Source organism: Micromonospora sp. TSRI0369 (assembly GCF_001905625.1).
GTDB classification, from domain to species: domain Bacteria; phylum Actinomycetota; class Actinomycetes; order Mycobacteriales; family Micromonosporaceae; genus Micromonospora; species Micromonospora echinospora_A.
Map to the genome: position 1 here is coordinate 377,799 of NZ_LIVU01000005.1, position 17,100 is coordinate 394,898.

General features: G+C 72.9%; 19 protein-coding genes. 8 read left to right on the forward strand and 11 right to left on the reverse strand.

Features of this window, described 5'->3' with window-relative positions:
- Window positions 1-400 precede the first annotated feature (400 nt).
- From mshC to AMK25_RS19035, 4 genes are all read right to left on the reverse strand, one after another.
- On the reverse strand, window positions 401-1,639 hold the full coding sequence (gene mshC, locus AMK25_RS19020; protein ID WP_073829688.1) for a cysteine--1-D-myo-inosityl 2-amino-2-deoxy-alpha-D-glucopyranoside ligase: 1,239 nt from the start codon (window positions 1,637-1,639) through the stop codon (window positions 401-403).
- Window positions 1,640-1,706: 67 nt separating this feature from the next.
- Window positions 1,707-2,525, reverse strand: coding sequence for an SCO1664 family protein (locus AMK25_RS19025; RefSeq protein ID WP_073829689.1), 819 nt, complete (start codon window positions 2,523-2,525; stop codon window positions 1,707-1,709).
- Window positions 2,522-3,103 (reverse strand): DUF3090 domain-containing protein, encoded by a 582-nt coding sequence (locus AMK25_RS19030; RefSeq protein WP_073829690.1) that lies wholly within the window; start codon window positions 3,101-3,103, stop codon window positions 2,522-2,524. The genes AMK25_RS19025 and AMK25_RS19030 overlap by 4 nt, the downstream gene beginning before the upstream one ends.
- 86 nt (window positions 3,104-3,189) lie before the next feature.
- A complete protein-coding gene (locus AMK25_RS19035; RefSeq protein WP_073829691.1) occupies window positions 3,190-3,903 on the reverse strand; it encodes an MSMEG_4193 family putative phosphomutase in 714 nt (237 codons plus the stop codon).
- A 1,024-nt stretch (window positions 3,904-4,927) separates the two neighbouring features.
- Between AMK25_RS19035 and AMK25_RS19040 the strand changes: the two genes are divergently transcribed.
- On the forward strand, window positions 4,928-5,512 hold the full coding sequence (locus AMK25_RS19040) for a hypothetical protein (protein ID WP_073829692.1): 585 nt from the start codon (window positions 4,928-4,930) through the stop codon (window positions 5,510-5,512).
- A gap of 65 nt (window positions 5,513-5,577) precedes the next feature.
- Here the strand turns inward: AMK25_RS19040 and AMK25_RS19045 are convergent, their stop codons facing one another.
- Entirely contained in the window at window positions 5,578-6,414 is an 837-nt protein-coding gene (locus tag AMK25_RS19045; protein ID WP_073829693.1) for an undecaprenyl-diphosphate phosphatase, read from the reverse strand.
- On the reverse strand, window positions 6,411-7,463 hold the full coding sequence (locus AMK25_RS19050; RefSeq protein ID WP_073829694.1) for an LLM class F420-dependent oxidoreductase: 1,053 nt from the start codon (window positions 7,461-7,463) through the stop codon (window positions 6,411-6,413). Before AMK25_RS19050 ends, AMK25_RS19045 begins: the two co-directional genes overlap by 4 nt.
- A gap of 163 nt (window positions 7,464-7,626) precedes the next feature.
- Here AMK25_RS19050 and AMK25_RS19055 point away from each other — a divergent pair, with 163 nt between their 5' ends.
- Together AMK25_RS19055 and AMK25_RS19060 are read left to right on the forward strand one after the other, a co-directional pair.
- Window positions 7,627-8,598 (forward strand): aldo/keto reductase, encoded by a 972-nt coding sequence (locus AMK25_RS19055; RefSeq protein WP_073829695.1) that lies wholly within the window; start codon window positions 7,627-7,629, stop codon window positions 8,596-8,598.
- Between the two features lie 70 nt (window positions 8,599-8,668).
- Window positions 8,669-8,860 (forward strand): DUF5703 family protein, encoded by a 192-nt coding sequence (locus AMK25_RS19060; protein WP_043324435.1) that lies wholly within the window; start codon window positions 8,669-8,671, stop codon window positions 8,858-8,860.
- Between the two features lie 54 nt (window positions 8,861-8,914).
- On the opposite strand, the gene AMK25_RS19065 is transcribed toward AMK25_RS19060, so the two are convergent.
- Window positions 8,915-9,568, reverse strand: coding sequence for a hypothetical protein (locus AMK25_RS19065; protein ID WP_030504008.1), 654 nt, complete (start codon window positions 9,566-9,568; stop codon window positions 8,915-8,917).
- Between the two features lie 62 nt (window positions 9,569-9,630).
- On the reverse strand, window positions 9,631-10,959 hold the full coding sequence (locus tag AMK25_RS19070) for a M20/M25/M40 family metallo-hydrolase (protein ID WP_073830023.1): 1,329 nt from the start codon (window positions 10,957-10,959) through the stop codon (window positions 9,631-9,633).
- Window positions 10,960-11,086: 127 nt separating this feature from the next.
- Between AMK25_RS19070 and AMK25_RS19075 the strand changes: the two genes are divergently transcribed.
- The 3 genes from AMK25_RS19075 to AMK25_RS19085 are packed head-to-tail and all read left to right on the forward strand — an operon-like array spanning window position 11,087 to window position 12,995.
- On the forward strand, window positions 11,087-11,704 hold the full coding sequence (locus AMK25_RS19075) for a hemerythrin domain-containing protein (protein ID WP_073830024.1): 618 nt from the start codon (window positions 11,087-11,089) through the stop codon (window positions 11,702-11,704).
- A gap of 47 nt (window positions 11,705-11,751) precedes the next feature.
- Window positions 11,752-12,738 (forward strand): LysR family transcriptional regulator, encoded by a 987-nt coding sequence (locus AMK25_RS19080; protein ID WP_073829696.1) that lies wholly within the window; start codon window positions 11,752-11,754, stop codon window positions 12,736-12,738.
- A 20-nt stretch (window positions 12,739-12,758) separates the two neighbouring features.
- Complete coding sequence (locus AMK25_RS19085; protein ID WP_043324442.1) at window positions 12,759-12,995, forward strand: hypothetical protein; 237 nt, start codon at window positions 12,759-12,761, stop codon at window positions 12,993-12,995.
- 47 nt (window positions 12,996-13,042) lie between these two features.
- Here the strand turns inward: AMK25_RS19085 and AMK25_RS19090 are convergent, their stop codons facing one another.
- The 3 genes from AMK25_RS19090 to AMK25_RS19095 all read right to left on the reverse strand — a co-directional run bounded on the left by AMK25_RS19090 (window position 13,043) and on the right by AMK25_RS19095 (window position 16,172).
- On the reverse strand, window positions 13,043-13,393 hold the full coding sequence (locus tag AMK25_RS19090; RefSeq protein ID WP_073829697.1) for a DUF3140 domain-containing protein: 351 nt from the start codon (window positions 13,391-13,393) through the stop codon (window positions 13,043-13,045).
- Window positions 13,393-13,560 (reverse strand): hypothetical protein, encoded by a 168-nt coding sequence (locus AMK25_RS32445; protein ID WP_198937580.1) that lies wholly within the window; start codon window positions 13,558-13,560, stop codon window positions 13,393-13,395. The genes AMK25_RS19090 and AMK25_RS32445 overlap by 1 nt, the downstream gene beginning before the upstream one ends.
- 62 nt (window positions 13,561-13,622) lie before the next feature.
- Window positions 13,623-16,172 (reverse strand): ATP-dependent Clp protease ATP-binding subunit, encoded by a 2,550-nt coding sequence (locus AMK25_RS19095; protein ID WP_073830026.1) that lies wholly within the window; start codon window positions 16,170-16,172, stop codon window positions 13,623-13,625.
- A gap of 112 nt (window positions 16,173-16,284) precedes the next feature.
- On the opposite strand from AMK25_RS19095, the gene AMK25_RS19100 reads away from it, so the two are divergent.
- Both AMK25_RS19100 and AMK25_RS19105 read left to right on the forward strand, forming a co-directional pair.
- Entirely contained in the window at window positions 16,285-16,662 is a 378-nt protein-coding gene (locus AMK25_RS19100) for a hypothetical protein (RefSeq protein WP_073829698.1), read from the forward strand.
- Window positions 16,663-16,836: 174 nt separating this feature from the next.
- Window positions 16,837-17,097: a hypothetical protein gene (locus AMK25_RS19105; RefSeq protein ID WP_030504016.1), complete on the forward strand. Its 261-nt coding sequence runs from the start codon at window positions 16,837-16,839 to the stop codon at window positions 17,095-17,097.
- The last annotated feature ends 3 nt before the right edge of the window (window positions 17,098-17,100 follow it).

The following is a 17,100-nucleotide window of genomic DNA, read 5'->3' on the forward strand; positions in this document are numbered from 1 at the left end:
ATGGGTGTCAAACCGCCTCCGACACACCCATCACGTTCCACCCACCCGTCGAGCGACGCGATCTTGCAGTTGCGGCCCCCGCAAAGCCGGACGAAACAGCGAGAACGCGGGCCGCAAGTGCAAGATCGGCGAGGCGAGGCGAGGCGAGGCGAGGCAAGGCGAGGCGAGGGAGGGAGGGAGAGGGAGAAAGCGGCACGGGGCGCGGGAGGGCGGCTCGGGGATAGGCGAGCGAGCAGGGCGCGGCACGGGGCAAGAGGGGCAGCCCGGGGACGAGCAAAGGGCAGGGCGCGGCACGGAGCCAGAGGGCGGCTCGGGGACGGGAGCGGGCAGGGCGCGGCGAAGGTGCAAGAGGGCACGACGGGGTGGCACGGGACGTGCTAGCGGGCAAAAGGCGGAACGGCTACAGGGCGATGCCGAGGAGGGCGTCGACCGTGTCGCGGAAGAGGGCCGGGGCCTCCGGGTCGTCCGAGGCGCCGTTCAGGGCTCCGTCGGCCCAGCGGTCAGCCGCCGCCAGAGCGCCCGGCGTGTCCAGGTCGTCGGCCAGGCGCTCGCGTACCTCGGCCAGCAACGCCGCCCCCGACGGCCCGGCCGGCGCGGCGGCGGCCCGCCGCCAGCGGTCCAGCCGCTCGTGCGCCTCGGTGAGCAGCTCGTCGGTCCAGGAGCGGTCGGTGCGGTAGTGCCCGCTCATCAGGGCCAGCCGCACCGCCATCGGGTCGACCTTGTCGGCCCGCAGCCGGGACACGAAGACCAGGTTGCCCTGGGACTTCGACATCTTCTCGCCGTCCAGGCCGATCATGCCGGCGTGTACGTAGTGGTCGGCGAACGGCGCCTCGCCGGTGAGCCGCTCGGCGTGCGCGGCGGAGCACTCGTGGTGCGGGAAGATCAGGTCGTTGCCGCCGCCCTGCACGTCGATGCGGTCGCCGAGCAGGTTCAACGCGATGACCGTGCACTCGATGTGCCAGCCGGGACGGCCCGCGCCGAGTTCACCGCCGGGCCAGGACGGCTCGCCCTCGCGGGCGCCGCGCCACAGCAGCGGGTCGAGCGGGTCGCGCTTTCCGGCGCGCTCCGGGTCGCCGCCGCGCTCGGCGAACAACTCCAGCATCTGCTCGCGGGACAGGTTCGACTCGTATCCGAAGCGCGGGGCGGCGGAGACGTCGAAGTAGACGTCGCCGGTGCCGTCGTCGAGCCGGTACGCCGCGCCGTCCTTGAGCAGCACCAGCACCTTCTCGGCGATCTCCGGGATCGACTCGACAGCGCCGACGTAGTGCGCCGGCGGGATCATCCGCAGCGACTCCATGTCCTCGCGGAACAGCGCGGTCTCGCGCATGGCCAGGACCTTCCAGTCCTCGCCGTCGCGCTCGGCGCGTTCCAGCAGCGGGTCGTCGATGTCGGTGACGTTCTGCACGTAGCGCACGTCCAGGCCGGCGTCGCGCCACATCCGCTGCACCAGGTCGAACGCGATCATGGTGGCGGCGTGCCCCAGGTGCGTGGCGTCGTACGGGGTGATGCCGCAGACGTACATCGAGGCCGCGCCCTCGGGCCGGCTGGGGTGGGCGCCCTGCCGCGCCGAGTCGTACAACCTCAGCGGCACGCCCGCGCCGGGCAGCCGTGGCACCTCGTGTCCCGCCCAAGACTCCATGACCGCCAGCCTAACGATCCGTCAGACGCTCGGGTGCCGCCCTACGGGTGATCAACGCGACAGCGGCTCACATCGGTGGCCAGGGCATCGCGGGCCACTCCTCGGGGGGCAGCGGAAACCGGCCGGTCTCGCGCAGCCGCCGTACCCGGGCCGCCAGCGCAGAGGTCTCGCCGATCGTCAGGTGCTCGGCCAGTTCGTCGCCGAGCGGGCCACGAAGCTGACCGGCCAGGCCGTCGAGCATCTCCACCGCGTCCGGTGGCAGCTCGCGGCCGGCCCAGCCCCACAGCACCGTACGCAGCTTCTCCTCGACGTGGAAGCTCACGCCGTGGTCGACGCCGTAGATCCGGTCGTCCGGGCCGACGAGCACGTGCCCGCCCTTGCGGTCGGCGTTGTTGATGACCGCGTCGAGCACGACGAGCCGGGCCAGGCGCGGGTCGTCGGCGTGCGCCAGCGCGTACGCCGCGCCGTCGTCGTCGCGGGCCGCCGCGACCGGGAACCAGCGCGGCGGGATCTCGCGCGCCGGCACGAACCCGACGAGCGGCTCGGCGTCGTCCGGCTCGTCGATCCAGAGCTGGCAGGAGCCGGGACCGAACGGGCCGTCGCGCAGCACCGTCGGCGGCACCAGGTCCCAGCCGGTGGCACGGGACACCAGGTAGGCGGCCACCTCCCGGCCGGCGAGGGTGCCGTCCGGGAAGTCCCACAGCGGGCGCTCGCCGCGTACCGGCTTGTAGACACAGTGGGCGGTGACGTCGCCGAGCGCGACGACGCCGCGCAGCGTGGCGTTGGAGGCGTCGACAAGCCGCCCCTCCAGGGTCAGCTCACCGTCGGCGAGCAGCCGCAGCGCCTCGGCGCCGTCCTGTCGGGGCTGCAGTTCCGACGAGGTCACCGGTGATAGCCGTTGTTCCGGGGGCAGAGGTGACCGGCCGGGTCCAGCGGCTGCCCGCACAGCGGGCAGGGGGGACGGCCGGCGTTGACGACCCGCTTGGCCCGCTCGATGAACTCGCGGGTCGCCTCCGGGGTCAGCCGTACCCGGAGCCGGTCGAGGTCGTCGTCCGGCTCCTCCGGTTCCTCGTCGGCGTCGTCGTCCGCGCCGCCCAGCTCGACCTCGACCTCCGCCTCACCCACGGCGATCGCCTCGATCACCACTGTCGCGGTGTCCACGTCGAAGGCCAGGCCCAGCGTGCCGACGCGGAACTCCTCGTCCACCGGGGTGTCGAGCGGCTCGTTGTCGCCGCCCGTCGTCGGCGCGGCCTCCGGCAGCTGCACGCCGAAGCGGCGCTGCGCCTCGGTGAGCAGCTCCTCGAGCTTCTCGGCGAGCAACGACACCTGGACCTTCTCCAGCGACACGCTGACCAGCCGGCCGCCGCCGCGCGCCTGGAGGAAGAACGTACGCTCCCCCGGCGGGCCGACCGTACCGGCGACGAACCGCTCGGGCGGCTCGAAGGCGTGCACCTGGTGCGTCATACCCACGACCCTATCCGGCGCGTGGAAGTGCCGCGCAGCCCACCGACGCCGAATCCGCCCAGAGCGAACGCGCCGCGCCGGGCCGGCTATCCGGCCGCGCCCGCGCCCCCGCCGACCGCCGCGTCCGACCCGGCCGGCCGCGCCGAGCGGCGGCGCCGCTTGCGCGGCGGCGGGACCAGCGCCGACAGGTCGCCGCCGGTGTCGTTGAGCCGGACCAGGAACGGCCGCAACGGGGTGTAACGGATCGCCGTCACCGACGCCGGGTCGGCCACGATCCGCTGGAAAAGATCAAGGTGTACGCCGAGCGCGTCCGCCACGATCGCCTTGATCACGTCGCCGTGGCTGCACGCCAGCCAGACCGCCTCCGGCCCGTGCTCGGCGGTGACCCGCGCGTCCCACGCCCGTACCGCGGCCACCGCGCGCGCGGACATCGCCGCCATCGACTCCCCCTGCGGGAACGCGGCGGCGCTCGGGTGCTGCTGGACCACCGGCCAGAGCGGCTCCTTCGCCAGCTTCTTCAGCGACTGTCCCTCCCAGTCGCCGTACCCGCACTCGATCAGCCCTTCGTCGACCACCGGCTCGGCGTCCGGCAGCGCCAGCTCGAGGGTCTGCCGGCAGCGGATCAGCGGGCTGGTCACCACCGCCGCGAGCGGCAGCCCGGCCAGGCGTGCGCCGACCGCCGTCGCCTGCGCCCGGCCGGTGTCGTCCAGCTCGACCGGCTGCCGCCCGGCCAGGCCGCCGTCGGCGTTCGCGGTGGTCCGGCCGTGTCGCAGAAGCAGAAGGGTCGCCACGCTGACCACCCTAGGCGGTACGCCCCAAAGGTGATCGTCCCGCCACGACGCCCACCTTCCCCGCCCTCCCTGCTCTGCTCCGTCGAGCATGAAGTTGACCGAGACATAACGGGCAGCACAACCCGCCAACCCTCATGGTCAACGGCGACGCACGGCGCGGCAATCGAGATCTTGGTACGGATTCGCCCTCACGGGGGCCGTTCCGTACCAAGATCTCCTCGCAGGTAGGGACGCGTCGGCCAGCCCGCCCATCTGCTGTCCGCAGGCCTGCGTCGATCATGAAGTTGGCGGCGACAAACCGGACACCGAACGCCGTTAACTTCATGATCGGCGGGCAAGGGCCGGCGGCAGGGGTGGGGTGGAAGCGGCGGGTGGTCGGGTGACTCGGGGAAGGTGAGGCGTGCGCGTTGGCTGAGATGCCCGGTCGCAGAGAGCTGCGCCCGAAGCGGACGCACGTGTCCCCGACGCCCAGGGATGTCCCAGCGCGGTGGAACCAATCTTCGGCGCTCACTGAGCGTGGCTTGCGGCCCGGCGCGGGAGATCTTGGAAGCTTTGCGCCCCCATGAGGGCCGTTTCCTTCCAAGATCTCCTGGAAGGCGAGGGCAGGCGCGGCCGTTGATCATGAGTTGACGGTGGAAACCGGACGTCCGGTGCCGTCAACCTCATCATCGACGGCAACAAGGGCGGCCAGGGCCTGGGCTGGGCCGGGAGTCGGGCTGTGACGGGCGGCGGTCCGGGACCGGTGTCCGCGAGTGGGGTGCGGTGTCGGTTTCGGGGTGGTCGGGGACACCTGGCTGGCGGAATCGGTGGCGGCGTCCAGGCGTTATACCTGGTGAACGACCGCAGCAGCATCCCCCTCGCACCCCGCGGGCGGATGACAGGCCCCGGAATGAACGCGGGGCGGCGGTCGTTGCACATGCCTCCGGCCCCCGCACCACGAGCAGCGAGCCGGATCCCCCGAAGACTTTTGAGCGCCTGACGGTGCCCACGCACCCCGTCCCCTGGGTGCGTCGACCCCCGAATGGAGCCCCCCATGAACAGCATTCTGCGTAAGAGCATCCTCGGTATCGCCGGTCTGACCGTCGCCGGTGGCCTGGCCGCCGGCCCCCTCAACCACGACACCACCCCCACCACCCGCGACGCGGCCGTCACCACCCAGGCCGCCGGCACGCTCGACACCGCCACGCTGATCCCGCACGGCGTGCAGGGCAACCAGTCCCACATCGACCTCACCGACGAGCAGACCGCCAACGTCAAGGCCATCATCGCCGCCACGAAGAAGGCCGGCATGGACGAGCGCGCCGCCGTCGTCTCCATCGCCACCGCGCTGCAGGAGTCGAAGCTGGAGAACCTCGGCCACCTCGGCGACCGCAACGACCACGACTCGCAGGGCCTGTTCCAGCAGCGCCCCTCCAGCGGCTGGGGCACGGTCGAGCAGATCACCGACCCCGAGTACTCGACCATGGCGTTCCTGAAGGGCCTCAAGCAGGTCGACGGTTGGAAGGACATGCCGCTGACCGTCGCCGCCCAGACCGTCCAGGTCAGTGCCTACCCCGACCACTACGCCCAGTGGGAACAGCAGGCCGCCGACCTCGTCGCCGAACACTGGAACAAGTAACAGACACACGTGAAAGGCCGGCACCCCGAGACGGGGTGCCGGCCTTTCACGTGCCAGGGGCAGCGTCAGGTCGCGCTGAGCGTGCCCGTGGCCAGCAGGCAGATGACCAGGCTGCCGAGCGCGACCCGGTAGAGCACGAAGACGTACAGCGTGTGGTGTGCGACGTAGCGCAGCAGCCAGGCGATGGCGGCGTACCCGACGACGAACGCGATGAGCGTCGCCACCACCATCTGCGCGACGCTCGGCGCGGCGGTGCCGGGCGCGGACGGCTCGAAGACGTCCGGCAGGCTGAACACGCCGGAGATCACCACGGCCGGGATGGCCAGCAGGAACGAGTAGCGGGCCGCGGTCTCCCGGGTCAGGTTGAGCAGCAGGCCCGCGGTCAGCGTGCCGCCGGAGCGGGACACGCCGGGCACCAGCGCCGCGGCCTGGGCGAAGCCCATGACCACGCCGTCGCGCATCCGGAAGTTCTCCAGCGTACGGGTCTGGCGGCCCCAGTACTCGGCGAAGGCGAGCAGCACCGCGCCGATGATCAGTGTGCAGGAGATCAGCCAGAGGTTGCGGCCGGCGGTGCGGATCTGGTCCTTGAAGATCAGTCCGAAGATGCCGATCGGGATGGTGCCGACGATGACGTACCAGCCCATGCGGTAGTCGAGGCTGGAGCGCACCGAGCGGTCGACCAGGCCCACGCACCAGGTCCGGACGATCCGCCAGATGTCCTTGGCGAAGTAGATCAGGACGGCGGCCTCGGTGCCGAGCTGGGTGACCGCGGTGAACGAGGCGCCCGCGTCCCGGCCGAAGAAGATGGCCGAGGTGATCCGCAGGTGGCCCGACGAGGACACCGGGAGGAACTCGGTCAGTCCCTGGACGAGGCCCAGGACGATGGCTTCGAGCCAGGTCACTCGCCGACTCCGGACAGCTCCAGCGCCTCGGCCACGGTCCGCAGCGTCTGCACCCCGCTCTCCCGGTCGGCCACGAACAGCGACACCGACAGCGTGGTCACGCCGGCGGCGGCGTACTCCCGCATGCGCTCGGCGATGCGCTCCTTCGGGCCGAGCAGCGAGGTGCGGTCGATGAACTCCATGGGTACGGCGGCGGCCGCGTCGCGCTGCCGCTTGGCCAGGTAGAGGTCCTGGACCTCGCGGGCCGCGTCGCCGTAGCCCATCCGGGTGGCGAGCTGGTTGTAGAAGTTCTGCTTGCGGCTGCCCATGCCGCCGACATACAGGGCGGCGTACCAGCGGACCAGCTCGGCGCAGGTGGCGATGTCGTCGCCGATCACGACCGGCACGGACGGCACCACGTCGAAGCCGGCCAGTTCCTTGCCCGCGGCGGCGCGGCCGGTCCGGACCGATGCGAGGTGCTCCTCGGCGAACTCCGGGGAGTAGAAGACGGCCAGCCAGCCGTCGGCGATCTCGCCGGCCAGCTCCAGGTTCTTCGGGCCGACGGCGGCCAGGTAGATCGGGATGTGCTCGCGCGGCGGGTGGAAGCCCAGCCGCAGCGCCTTGCCCGGGCCGTCCGGCAGCGGCAGCGTGTAGTGCTCGCCGTCGTACGCGACCTCCTTGCGGGCCACCGCGAGCTTGACGATGTCGACGTACTCCCGGGTGCGGGCCAGCGGCTTGGCGAACCGGACGCCGTGCCAGCCCTCCGAGACCTGCGGGCCGGACACGCCCAGGCCGAGCCGGAACCGGCCGCCGGAGATCGCGTCGATGGTCGCGGCGGTCATCGCGGTCATGGCCGGCGAGCGGGCCGGGATCTGCATGACCGCCGACCCGACGTCGATCCGCTCCGTCTGACCGGCGATCCAGGACAGGATGCTCGGCGAGTCCGAGCCGTACGCCTCCGCGGCCCACACGACCGAGTAGCCGAGCCGGTCCGCCTCCTGGGCCAATGCCAGGTGGTCGAACGGCGTGCTCCACGCCGTCTGGTATCCGAGGTTGAGCCCGAGTCGCACTGATCCTCCCGCCATCCGCACCACAGGTCGCATCAGGTTACGCAATGAGCGTGGCGCACTCGACGTCCGGCTCACCCGAACATGTCACACCGGTCTGATGTCGCGCGGGAACTTGACTGCGGCGAGGATATCCGTGACGCCGGGTTCGAAATAAGGTTCACGCATGCAACAGCGACCGCTCGGCCGAAGCGGGCTGGCGGTATCGCGGCTCGCGCTCGGCACCATGACCTGGGGACGGGACACCGACGCCGACGACGCGGCCGCCCAGCTGAAGAGTTTCCTCGACGCGGGCGGCAACCTCGTGGACACCGCCGACGTGTACGCCGACGGCGACGCCGAGTCGGTGATCGGCTCGCTGCTGGGCAGCCTGGTGGACCGTGACGAGCTGCTGATCGCCACCAAGGCGGGGCTGCGGCCGGGCAGCGGCCGGCGCCGAGACGGCTCGCGCGGGCACCTGCTGCGTACGCTCGACGCCTCGCTGCGCCGGCTCGGCACCGACCACGTCGACCTCTGGCAGGTCCACGGGTACGACCCGGACACCCCGCTGGAGGAGACGCTCTCGGCCCTGGACCACGCCGTGTCCAGCGGGAAGGCCCGCTATGTCGGCGTGTCGAACTTCTCCGGCTGGCAGACCGCCCGCGCCGCCGCCTGGCAGGCCGCCTGGCCGGGGCGGGCGCCGGTGGTCGCCGCGCAGGTGGAGTACTCGCTGCTGGAGCGCGGCGTGGAACGGGAGGTGCTGCCCGCCTGCGCCGGGATGGGGCTGGGCGTGCTGCCCTGGTCGCCGCTGGGCCGGGGCGTGCTCACCGGCAAGTACCGCAACGGCCGCCCGGCCGACTCGCGGGCGGTGTCGCCGCACTTCGAGCGGTTCGTCGCCACCTACCTGGAGCCGCGCTGCTCCAGCATCGTGGAGGCGGTCGCCATCGCGGCCGGCGGGCTCGGCGTGTCGCCGCTGGAGGTGGCGCTGGCCTGGGTCCGGGACCGGCCCGGCGTGACCGCGCCGATCCTGGGCGCCCGCACCGTCGGGCAACTGCTCGGCGCGTTGCAGGTGGAGCGGATGACGCTGCCGGCGGAGATCGTCACGGCGCTCGACGACGTCTCGGCGGTGCCGGTGGGCTATCCGGAGCGCGACGGCTGAGCCGCGGCGGGGCGATCCGGGTCACCGTCAGGGGGTGGCGGAGGGCCCGCCACCTGGGCAGCATAGGGGCATGGACTACGAATACGCGCCGCTGCGGTTGCCCTCGAACGTCGATCGGCTGACCGCCGCGGCGCAGCTGGCGATCCAGGCCGAGTTCTCCGGCTGGGAGCTGGCCCGGGTGCGGCTCTACCGGGACGGCACGCGGCAGGTGGTGCTGCGGCGCCGCCTGGTGAACAAGCCGCAGCCGGGCCTGTCGTACTGACGGGCCCGTCCCCGGGGCCGCGCGACGCGGCACGGCCCCGGGGACGCGCACGGCCTAGTGCGCGTGGTCGTGCTCCTCGTCGAGCTCCATGAACGGGTGCTCGTCGAGCCGGCCGACGAGCCGGTCGTCGGCGGCGGGCTGGAACGGCCCGACCGGGTCGTCGTCGTCGAACGACTCCAGGTCGACAGGGGTGCCGACCTCGCTGACCATGACCACGCCGTCGAGCGGCTCCAGCTCCGGCACGTCCAGCGCGGACAGCGAGCCGTCGCCGCTCTGCAGCAGCTCCAGCACCGCCTCGCCGACCCCCTCCACCGGGGCCGGCTCGTCGTCCTCCGGGGTGCCGTCGCGGCGGGCCGCCTCGGCCGCGCGCAGCAGCGCGGCGACGCTCGGCACCCGGTAGTCGCGCCGCTGCCGCACCGAGATGACCCGCGGGTGCGGGTCGGTGGGCTCGCCACCCTCGACGGCGCCGAAGCGCTCGTCGGCCTCGTCCGGGTCGATCGACTCCACGTCCCAGGGCGTCACCTCGCCGAACGCGTCGAGCAGTTGCTCGTCGTAGGCGAACGAGGCGTTGTTCAACGCGACGTACGCCTGCCAGACGGCGTCGTCGTCGATCCGGCCCTGGGCGGCCCGGACGGCGGCCAGGTGGGCGCGAGCGGCGTCGATCACCCGCTCGAGGGCGGCATCCAGCTCACCGTGCTGGTCGGTCATGTGTGGCAGTCCCTTCGCGATGGGGGGAGGGTTCCGCGCCGGCGGCGCCGCTGTGGGCGCGGTCAGCAGGTACGCAGGAAGCGGTCCAGAACCCGCACGCCGAACTGTAGTCCGTCCAGCGGAACCCGCTCGTCGATGCCGTGGAACAGGCCGGAGAAATTGAGGTCGGCGGGCAGCCGCAGCGGCGCGAAACCGAAGCAGCGGATGCCGAGCTGGGAGAACTTCTTGGCGTCGGTGCCGCCGGAGAGCATGTACGGCACCGGGTGCGCGCCCGGGTCCTCGGCGCGCAGCGCGGCCGACATGCCCGCCACCAGGTCACCGTCGAACGTGGTCTCCAGGGCCGGCTGGCGCTGGACGTACTCGATGGCGATGTCCGGGCCGACCAGCTCGCGCAGCTGCCGCTCCAGCTCCTCGCTCTGCCCGGGCAGGCTGCGGCAGTCGATGGTGGCGGTGGCCCGGCCGGGGATGACGTTGTCCTTGTAGCCGGCGGCCAGCCGAGTCGGGTTGGCGGTGTTGCGGATGGTCGCGCCGATGATGTTGGCGATCGGGCCGAGCTTGGCGATCGCGGTCTCCGGGTCGTCCGGGTCGATCTCGATGCCGAGCACGTCGGACACCTCGGCCAGGAAGGCGCGTACGGTGTCGGTCATCACCACCGGGAAGCGGTGCCGGCCGATCCGGGCGACCGCCTCGGCCAGCGCGGTGACCGCGTTGTCGTCGTGCATCATCGAGCCGTGGCCGGGTCGGCCCTTGGCGTGCAGGCGCAGCCAGTCGATGCCCTTCTCGGCGGTCTCGATCAGGTAGAGGCGGCGCTGCTCGTCCACCGAGTAGGAGAAGCCGCCCACCTCGCCGATCGCCTCGGTGCAGCCGTCGAACAGGTCACGGTGCCGCTGGGTGAGGAAGTGCGCGCCGTAGTCGCTGCCGGCCTCCTCGTCGGCGGTGAACGCGAGCACGATGTCGCGCCGGGGGCGGACGCCGGCGCGCTGCCAGCCGCGCACCACGGCGAGCACCATCGCGTCGAAGTCCTTCATGTCGATCGCGCCGCGGCCCCACAGGTAGCCGTCGCGGATCTCGCCGGAGAACGGGTGCACCGACCACTCGTCCGGGTCGGCGGGGACGACGTCGAGGTGGCCGTGCACGAGCAGCGCGTCGCGGCCCGGCTCGGTGCCGGCGATGCGGGCGACCACGTTCGCCCGGCCGGGGGCGGACTCGTGGATCTCGGCGTCGACACCGACCTCGGCGAGCTTCTCCGCCACGTACTCGGCGGCGCGCCGCTCCCCCACGCTCGTGTCGTTGTCGCCGGTGTTCGTGGTGTCGATGCGCAGCAGGTCGCGGCAGAGGTCCACGACCTCGTCGGTGGCGTCGGGCCGGGCGGGGAGGGCGTCGCTCGTCATCGCTTCCTTATACCAGCAGGCGGGGTCGTCGCGGCCGTCGGTGCGCGCCGCGGTTTCGTGGATCTCCCGGCCGGGTACCGGCGGAGGCGCCCGGGACATCGACCCCGGCCGTCACGAGGAGGGCCCCATGACCGTCCCGCTGCCGCCGCTGCCGCCCGCCGCCGACGACGCGTACCGGCCCGGGGGTCGCAGCGTCGCCGACCTCGTGGACACCGAGCACCGGGCGCTGCTGGGGCTGGCCGACCGGGTCACCGACCCGGCGCTGGCGGCGGCCGAGCGGCGCGACGTGCTGGACGTGCTGACCGCCGCGGTGTCCCGGCACCTGTCGGCCGAGGAGCAGTACCTGTTCCCGGCGGCCCGGGCCGCCATGCCGGACGCCGTCGAGCTGGTCGAACGGGAGATCGAGGCCGACGCCGGGCTGCTGACCGCGCTCAAGGGGCTGTCCGGCGCGGACGACCCGGGGGTCGCGGACGTGGCCGAGCGGGTGCGCCGGCACGTCAGTCGTGTCGCGGCGCTGGTCACGCCGTTGCGGGAGGTGGCCAGCGACGCCGAGTTGATCCGGCTGGGCAACCGGTGGGAGATCGCGGAGGAGGCGGCGCCGACGCGTCCGCACCCCGGAACCCCGGCCACCCCACCCTGGAACAAGATCGTCGAGCCGGCGGTCGGGGTGCTGGACAAGGTGCGCGACGTGGTCTCCGGACGGCGTACCCGGCTGAGTGACCTGGAACACCGCCGCGAGGCATGAGCCGATCGCCCCTTTCGCGTATCGGTTAGTGGTCCTACCGTCACGGTATGGATCTGGAGCTGCGACACCTGCGTGTGGTCTGCGCGATCGCGGAGACGGGAAGCGTGACCAAGGCCGCCTCGGCGCTCGGCCTGGCCCAGCCGGCGTTGACCGCCCAGCTTCAGCGGATCGAACGGGCGCTGGGCGGGCCACTGTTCGAACGGGACCGCCGCGGCGCCCGACCGACCGCGCTGGGCGAGCTGGTGCTGGACCGGGCGCGGGTGCTGCTGCCGGCGATGAAGGGCCTGCGGGACGAGGCGGCCCGGATGGCCGGCGCGGGCGACCCGCTGCGCCGGTACCGCTTCGGCGGGGTGAACAGCCCGATCATGGGCCGGCTGGTGCACCGGCTCGCCGCCGAGCGGCCGGACGCGCAGATCACCACGTACTCCTCGTGGTCGGTGGACGAGCTGGCGCAGATGGTGGCCGGCGGCCGGCTCGACTTCGCCCTCACCGGGGTGTGCGGCGACTCGACGCCGTCGGCGGGGTTCGGGCTGAGCTGGCGGGAGGTGGCCGTGGAGCCGATCTGCGTGCTGCTGCCGCAGACCCACCCGCTGGCCGGTCGCGCCGAGATCGACCTGGTCGACCTCGGCCACGAGCGGTGGGTGGCCGCGCCGGGCGACGGCTGCTTCGGCGACTGCTTCGCCGCCGCGTGCGCCCGCGCCGGCTTCACCCCCAAGAAGGTGTACGAGGCGGACGTGCGGGCCGCCCTGGAGCTGGTGGACGCGGGCGAGGCGGTGGCGTTGTGCCAGGCCACGTTCCGGCCGGTCGCCGGGCTGGTCACGCGGCGGCTGGCCGGTTCGCCGCTGCGCTGGCGGCTGCTGCTCGGCTGGCATCCGGACGTGCCGGCCGCCGGGGTGGCCGACCCGGTGCTGGCGGCGGCGGTGGCCGCGTACACGGACGCGCTGGCCAACCACCCCGACTATCTGGGCTGGCTGCTGGCGCACCCGGAGTTCGGCGTGCAGCCCAACGGCACCGGCGGGGTGCGAATCGCCTGAACCCGGGTAACACCGGCGACATGACTGATCTGTATCCGGCCGCCGACCAGCGGGAGCTGCTGCGTCAGGCGGCCACCGCGCACACCACCGCCGCCGCCGAGGTGGAGGCGTTCCTGCGGCGGCTGCCGGAGGTGCCGGACCCGGCCGACGTCACCGAGTACGCCAACCTGCTCAGCCGTGCGGAGCGGGCCCGGGACGACCTGCTGGCCGCGGCGGACGCGGCCGGGCTGCGACTGCCCAGCCTGGAGTCGGAGTAGACGCCGGCGCCCGGGCGGGCGATCCGCCCGGGCGCCGGCGTACCGGCTCAGCGTTCGATCAGCACGTCGTGACCGAGGTCGAGCAGGGCGTGCCGCCACTCGTCGTCGGCGTTGCCCCGGCGTGGCCGCTCGGCGGTCAGCTCCCGGATCCGGGTGATCGCCTCCTGCATCACCTCGATGTCCTCCGGCGTGAGGTCCACCTTGCGCTTGCGCAGCACGGCGAGGATCTGCCGCCCGGGTTCGGGCAGGTCGAGGTCCGGATTGGGGCCGAACGCCTCCTCGCCCGACCCGCGGGTCAGCAACCACTGCCGCAGCGTCTCGGACTCGACGTTCACCTCGGCGTGGAAGTCGTCCCAGATCACCTCGACCTCGGGGTCGAGTCGCGCCTCGCGTGCCATCACGCCTCCTCTGCCGGCGGCGGCCCGGGTGCCGCCTCGCCCTCGTTCGGTGTCTGCTGCTGCACGCCCTCCGGCGGTACCCGGACCCGGGACGGGTTCGCCGTCGGGGCCGCCTCGATCGGTTCACCGGCGGCGGTGTCGTCGCGGGATTCCTCAGGTTCGGTCATGTCCGTCCTCCGATCCTTCGGTGCCGAGGCGGTCCGTCCCGTACGGGACGGACCGTCGCCGGTCATCGGGGATGAGACGTGGTGGCCGCCGCGTGCCCGCGTTCACCGGCGGTGACGTCGAAGACCAGCTGGCCGTCGCGGGTGTCGACGGTGACCTTCTGCCCCGGGGAGATCTCGTTCTCCAGCAGCATCCGGGACAACCGGTTGTCGACCTCGCGCTGGATCACCCGGCGCAGCGGGCGGGCGCCGAACTCCGGCTGGTAGCCGTGCTCGGCGAGCCAGTCCACCCCGGCGGTGCTGAACTCGACCTGGATGTCCTGGGCGTGCATGCGGCGGCGGGTCTCCTCCAGCAGCAGACCGGTGATCTGGCGCAGCTGCTCGGCCTCCAGCCGCTGGAAGATGATCACCTCGTCGATGCGGTTGAGGAACTCCGGGCGGAAGTTCTCCTGGAGCCGGCGCATCAGCCGCTCCCGCAGCTCGTCGTTCTCCTGCTCGCCGGGGGCGCCGCTGGCGAAGCCGACGGTGCGCTGGGTGCCGGTGATCAGCTCCGAGCCGAGGTTGCTCGTCATGATCAGCACGGTGTTCTTGAAGTTCACCGTCCGGCCCTGGCTGTCGGTGAGCCGGCCGTCGTCGAGCACCTGGAGCAGGATGTTGAACACGTCCGGGTGCGCCTTCTCGATCTCGTCCAGCAGCACCACCGCGTACGGGCGGCGGCGGACCGCCTCGGTGAGCTGGCCGGCCTCCTCGTAGCCGACGTACCCGGGCGGCGCGCCCACCAGCCGGCTGACCGTGTGCCGCTCCTGGAACTCGCTCATGTCCACCCGGACCATCCGGTCCGCCTCGCCGAACAGCGCCTCGGCCAGCGCGCGGGCCAGCTCGGTCTTGCCGACGCCGGTCGGGCCGAGGAACAGGAAGCTGCCCATCGGCCGGTTCGGGTCGGCCAGCCCGGTACGGGAGCGGCGCACCGCCTCGGAGACGGCGCTGACCGCGTCGTCCTGGCCGATGATCTTCTCGTGCAGGTGCCCCTCCAGGCGCAGCAGCCGGTCGCGTTCCTCCTCGGTGAGCTGGGTGACCGGGATGCCGGTGGCCCGCGAGACCACCTCGGCGATCTCCGTCGGCCCCACCTCGGGCACGTGGTTGGGCGCCTCGTCGCCGCGGGCGCGGCGCACCTGGTCCTCCAGTTCGGCGAGCCGGTCACGCAGCGCGGAGGCCCGCTCGTACTGCTCGTCGGAGACCGCCTGCTCCTTGTCCCGGCGCGTGTCCTCGAGCTGCTGTTCCAGCTCGCGCACGTCCTCGGCCGGGGTACGCGTGCGCAGCCGCACCCGCGCCCCGGCCTGGTCGATCAGGTCGATCGCCTTGTCCGGCAGGAACCGGTCGGTGACGTACCGGTCGGACAGCTCACCGGCGGCGATCAGCGCCTCGTCGGTGAACCGGACCTGGTGGTGCGCCTCGTAGCGGTCGCGCAGCCCGCGCAGGATCGCGACGGTGTCCTCCACGCTCGGCTCGGGCACCAGCACCGGCTGGAACCGGCGGGCCAGCGCCGCGTCCTTCTCGATGCTGCGCCGGTACTCGTCGAGCGTGGTAGCGCCGATGACCCGCAGCTCGCCGCGCGCCAGGGCCGGCTTGAGCATGTTCGACGCGTCCATCCCGCCCTCGCTGCCGGCGCCGCCCGCCCCGACCAGCGTGTGGATCTCGTCCAGGAAGATGATCAGCTCGTCGCGGTGGGCGCGGATCTCGTCGATCACCTTCTTCAGGCGTTCCTCGAAGTCGCCCCGGTAGCGGGTGCCGGCGACCAGGCCGGACAGGTCGAGCTGGATCACCCGCTTGCCGATGAGCGTCTGCGGCACGTCGCCGTCGCAGATCCGCTCCGCCAGGCCCTCCACGATCGCGGTCTTGCCGACACCGGCCTCGCCGATCAGCACCGGGTTGTTCTTGGTCCGCCGGGACAGGATCTCCACCGCCTGCTCGATCTCGTCGGCGCGGCCGATCACCGGGTCGATCTGGTCCATCCGGGCCAGCTCGGTGAGGTCCTGGCCGTACTGGTCGAGGGTGGGGGTGCCGCGGTCCGGGCGCGGCTGGCCGGCCGCGCCCCGCTCGGCGCTGGCCGCCTGCAACGACTCCGGCTGGATCCGGCCGGCGGCGAGCATCCGGCCGGCCGGCGACTCCGGGTTCAGCGGCAGCGCCATCAGGATGTGCTCGGGGCCGATGTAGTTGGCGCCCATCGCGCGGGACAGCTGGTGCGCGTCCAGCAGTGCCCGCTTCGCGGCCGGGGTCAGCGACAGGTTCGGCGGCACCTCGCCCCGGGGCGCGCCCTCCCCCCGCCCGCCGAGCGCGTTGACGAGCGTGTCGGGGTCGGCGCCGGCCCGGCGTACCAGGTCCCGCAGCGGCTCGCGCTGCAACGCCGCCCAGAGCAGATGGTCGGTGTCCAGGTCGTTGCTGTGCTTCTGGGCGGCCCGGCGGGCCGCGTCGGCGAGCATCTCCCGGGCGTCGGCGGTCATCAGTCGGGTGATGTCGACCCGGTGCGCCGGTCGGCGTCCCCCCTCGCCCCGGCCGAAGTACCGGGCCAGGAACTCGTCCCAGGGGTCGTTGCCGAAGTCACCCGGTCCCATCATCATCGTCCTCCGCAGTCGGTCGGCACGACCGGTACCCGGCACGCGCGGCACGGTCGGCGGTGGCTACCCGGCGGTCGGCGCGACAAACGCGACCGGATGGCAGGCTGGGGGTATGGAGAGCAGGCCGCTGCTGGTCGTGGACGGCGCGAACGTGGTGGGCTCGCGCCCGGACGGCTGGTGGCGGGACCGGGCCGGCGCGGCGGCGCGGCTGCGCGACGCGCTGGCGTCCGTCGGGGAGGCGGGCGTGCCGCCGGAGCTGCCCCCGCCGGTGCGGGTGGTGCTGGTGGTGGAGGGCGCGGCCCGGCACGTCACTTCGGTGCCCGGGGTGGAGGTGGTGTCCGCGCCCGGCTCCGGCGACGACACGGTGGTCGAGCTGGTCGCCGCCGCGCCGCAGCGTCGGCGGGTGGTGGTCACCGCCGACCGGGAGCTGCGCGAGCGGGTGACCGCGCTCGGCGCGGAGGTACGCGGCCCGCGCTGGCTGGGCCGCTAGATCATCCGGTTCCGTCCACGGGACCGGCAGGACCACCGGCGGGACCGGCGGCGAGGTCTTCGCGCACGTCAGGGCGGGAACCGGACACGCGGGTCGCAACGGGTCGAGGGTGGATGTTCGTCCACTCGTTCCGATGGGTTGTAATGGAGATCTCTTTTGCCCCCAGGAGGTTCCGTGGCGAGCGTCGCCGAGCTGAAGGCCGCCATCGATGTCGCTCTCCAGCAGATCGGTGACGGCCAGACAGCGGTGCAGGCAGCGGGCGAGAAGCTGGCCGAGGCACAGCAGACCCTGGCCGGCGCGCTGGAGGGCAGCGGCCACGAGACCGTCGAGGCGGCCCAGGCCTCGCTGACACAGGCCAGCCAGGAGCTGGAGGAGTGCCTCGCCGCGACACTCGTCGCGGTCGAGCAGGCACAGCTCTACGTCGCGACGCTCTGAGGC

Bases quoted from the DNA above. Each gene is read 5' to 3' on its own strand.
- AMK25_RS19030 (WP_073829690.1), bottom strand. From the start codon at position 3,103: ATGACGCACCAGGTGCACGCCTTCGAGCCGCCCGAGCGGTTCGTCGCC.
- mshC (WP_073829688.1), bottom strand. From the start codon at position 1,639: ATGGAGTCTTGGGCGGGACACGAGGTGCCACGGCTGCCCGGCGCGGGC.
- AMK25_RS19100 (WP_073829698.1), top strand. From the start codon at position 16,285: ATGGAGAGCAGGCCGCTGCTGGTCGTGGACGGCGCGAACGTGGTGGGC.
- AMK25_RS19085 (WP_043324442.1), top strand. From the start codon at position 12,759: ATGACTGATCTGTATCCGGCCGCCGACCAGCGGGAGCTGCTGCGTCAG.
- AMK25_RS19075 (WP_073830024.1), top strand. From the start codon at position 11,087: ATGACCGTCCCGCTGCCGCCGCTGCCGCCCGCCGCCGACGACGCGTAC.
- AMK25_RS19090 (WP_073829697.1), bottom strand. From the start codon at position 13,393: ATGGCACGCGAGGCGCGACTCGACCCCGAGGTCGAGGTGATCTGGGAC.
- AMK25_RS19080 (WP_073829696.1), top strand. From the start codon at position 11,752: ATGGATCTGGAGCTGCGACACCTGCGTGTGGTCTGCGCGATCGCGGAG.
- AMK25_RS19055 (WP_073829695.1), top strand. From the start codon at position 7,627: ATGCAACAGCGACCGCTCGGCCGAAGCGGGCTGGCGGTATCGCGGCTC.
- AMK25_RS19070 (WP_073830023.1), bottom strand. From the start codon at position 10,959: ATGACGAGCGACGCCCTCCCCGCCCGGCCCGACGCCACCGACGAGGTC.
- AMK25_RS32445 (WP_198937580.1), bottom strand. From the start codon at position 13,560: ATGACCGAACCTGAGGAATCCCGCGACGACACCGCCGCCGGTGAACCG.
- AMK25_RS19065 (WP_030504008.1), bottom strand. From the start codon at position 9,568: ATGACCGACCAGCACGGTGAGCTGGATGCCGCCCTCGAGCGGGTGATC.
- AMK25_RS19095 (WP_073830026.1), bottom strand. From the start codon at position 16,172: ATGATGGGACCGGGTGACTTCGGCAACGACCCCTGGGACGAGTTCCTG.
- AMK25_RS19060 (WP_043324435.1), top strand. From the start codon at position 8,669: ATGGACTACGAATACGCGCCGCTGCGGTTGCCCTCGAACGTCGATCGG.
- AMK25_RS19040 (WP_073829692.1), top strand. From the start codon at position 4,928: ATGAACAGCATTCTGCGTAAGAGCATCCTCGGTATCGCCGGTCTGACC.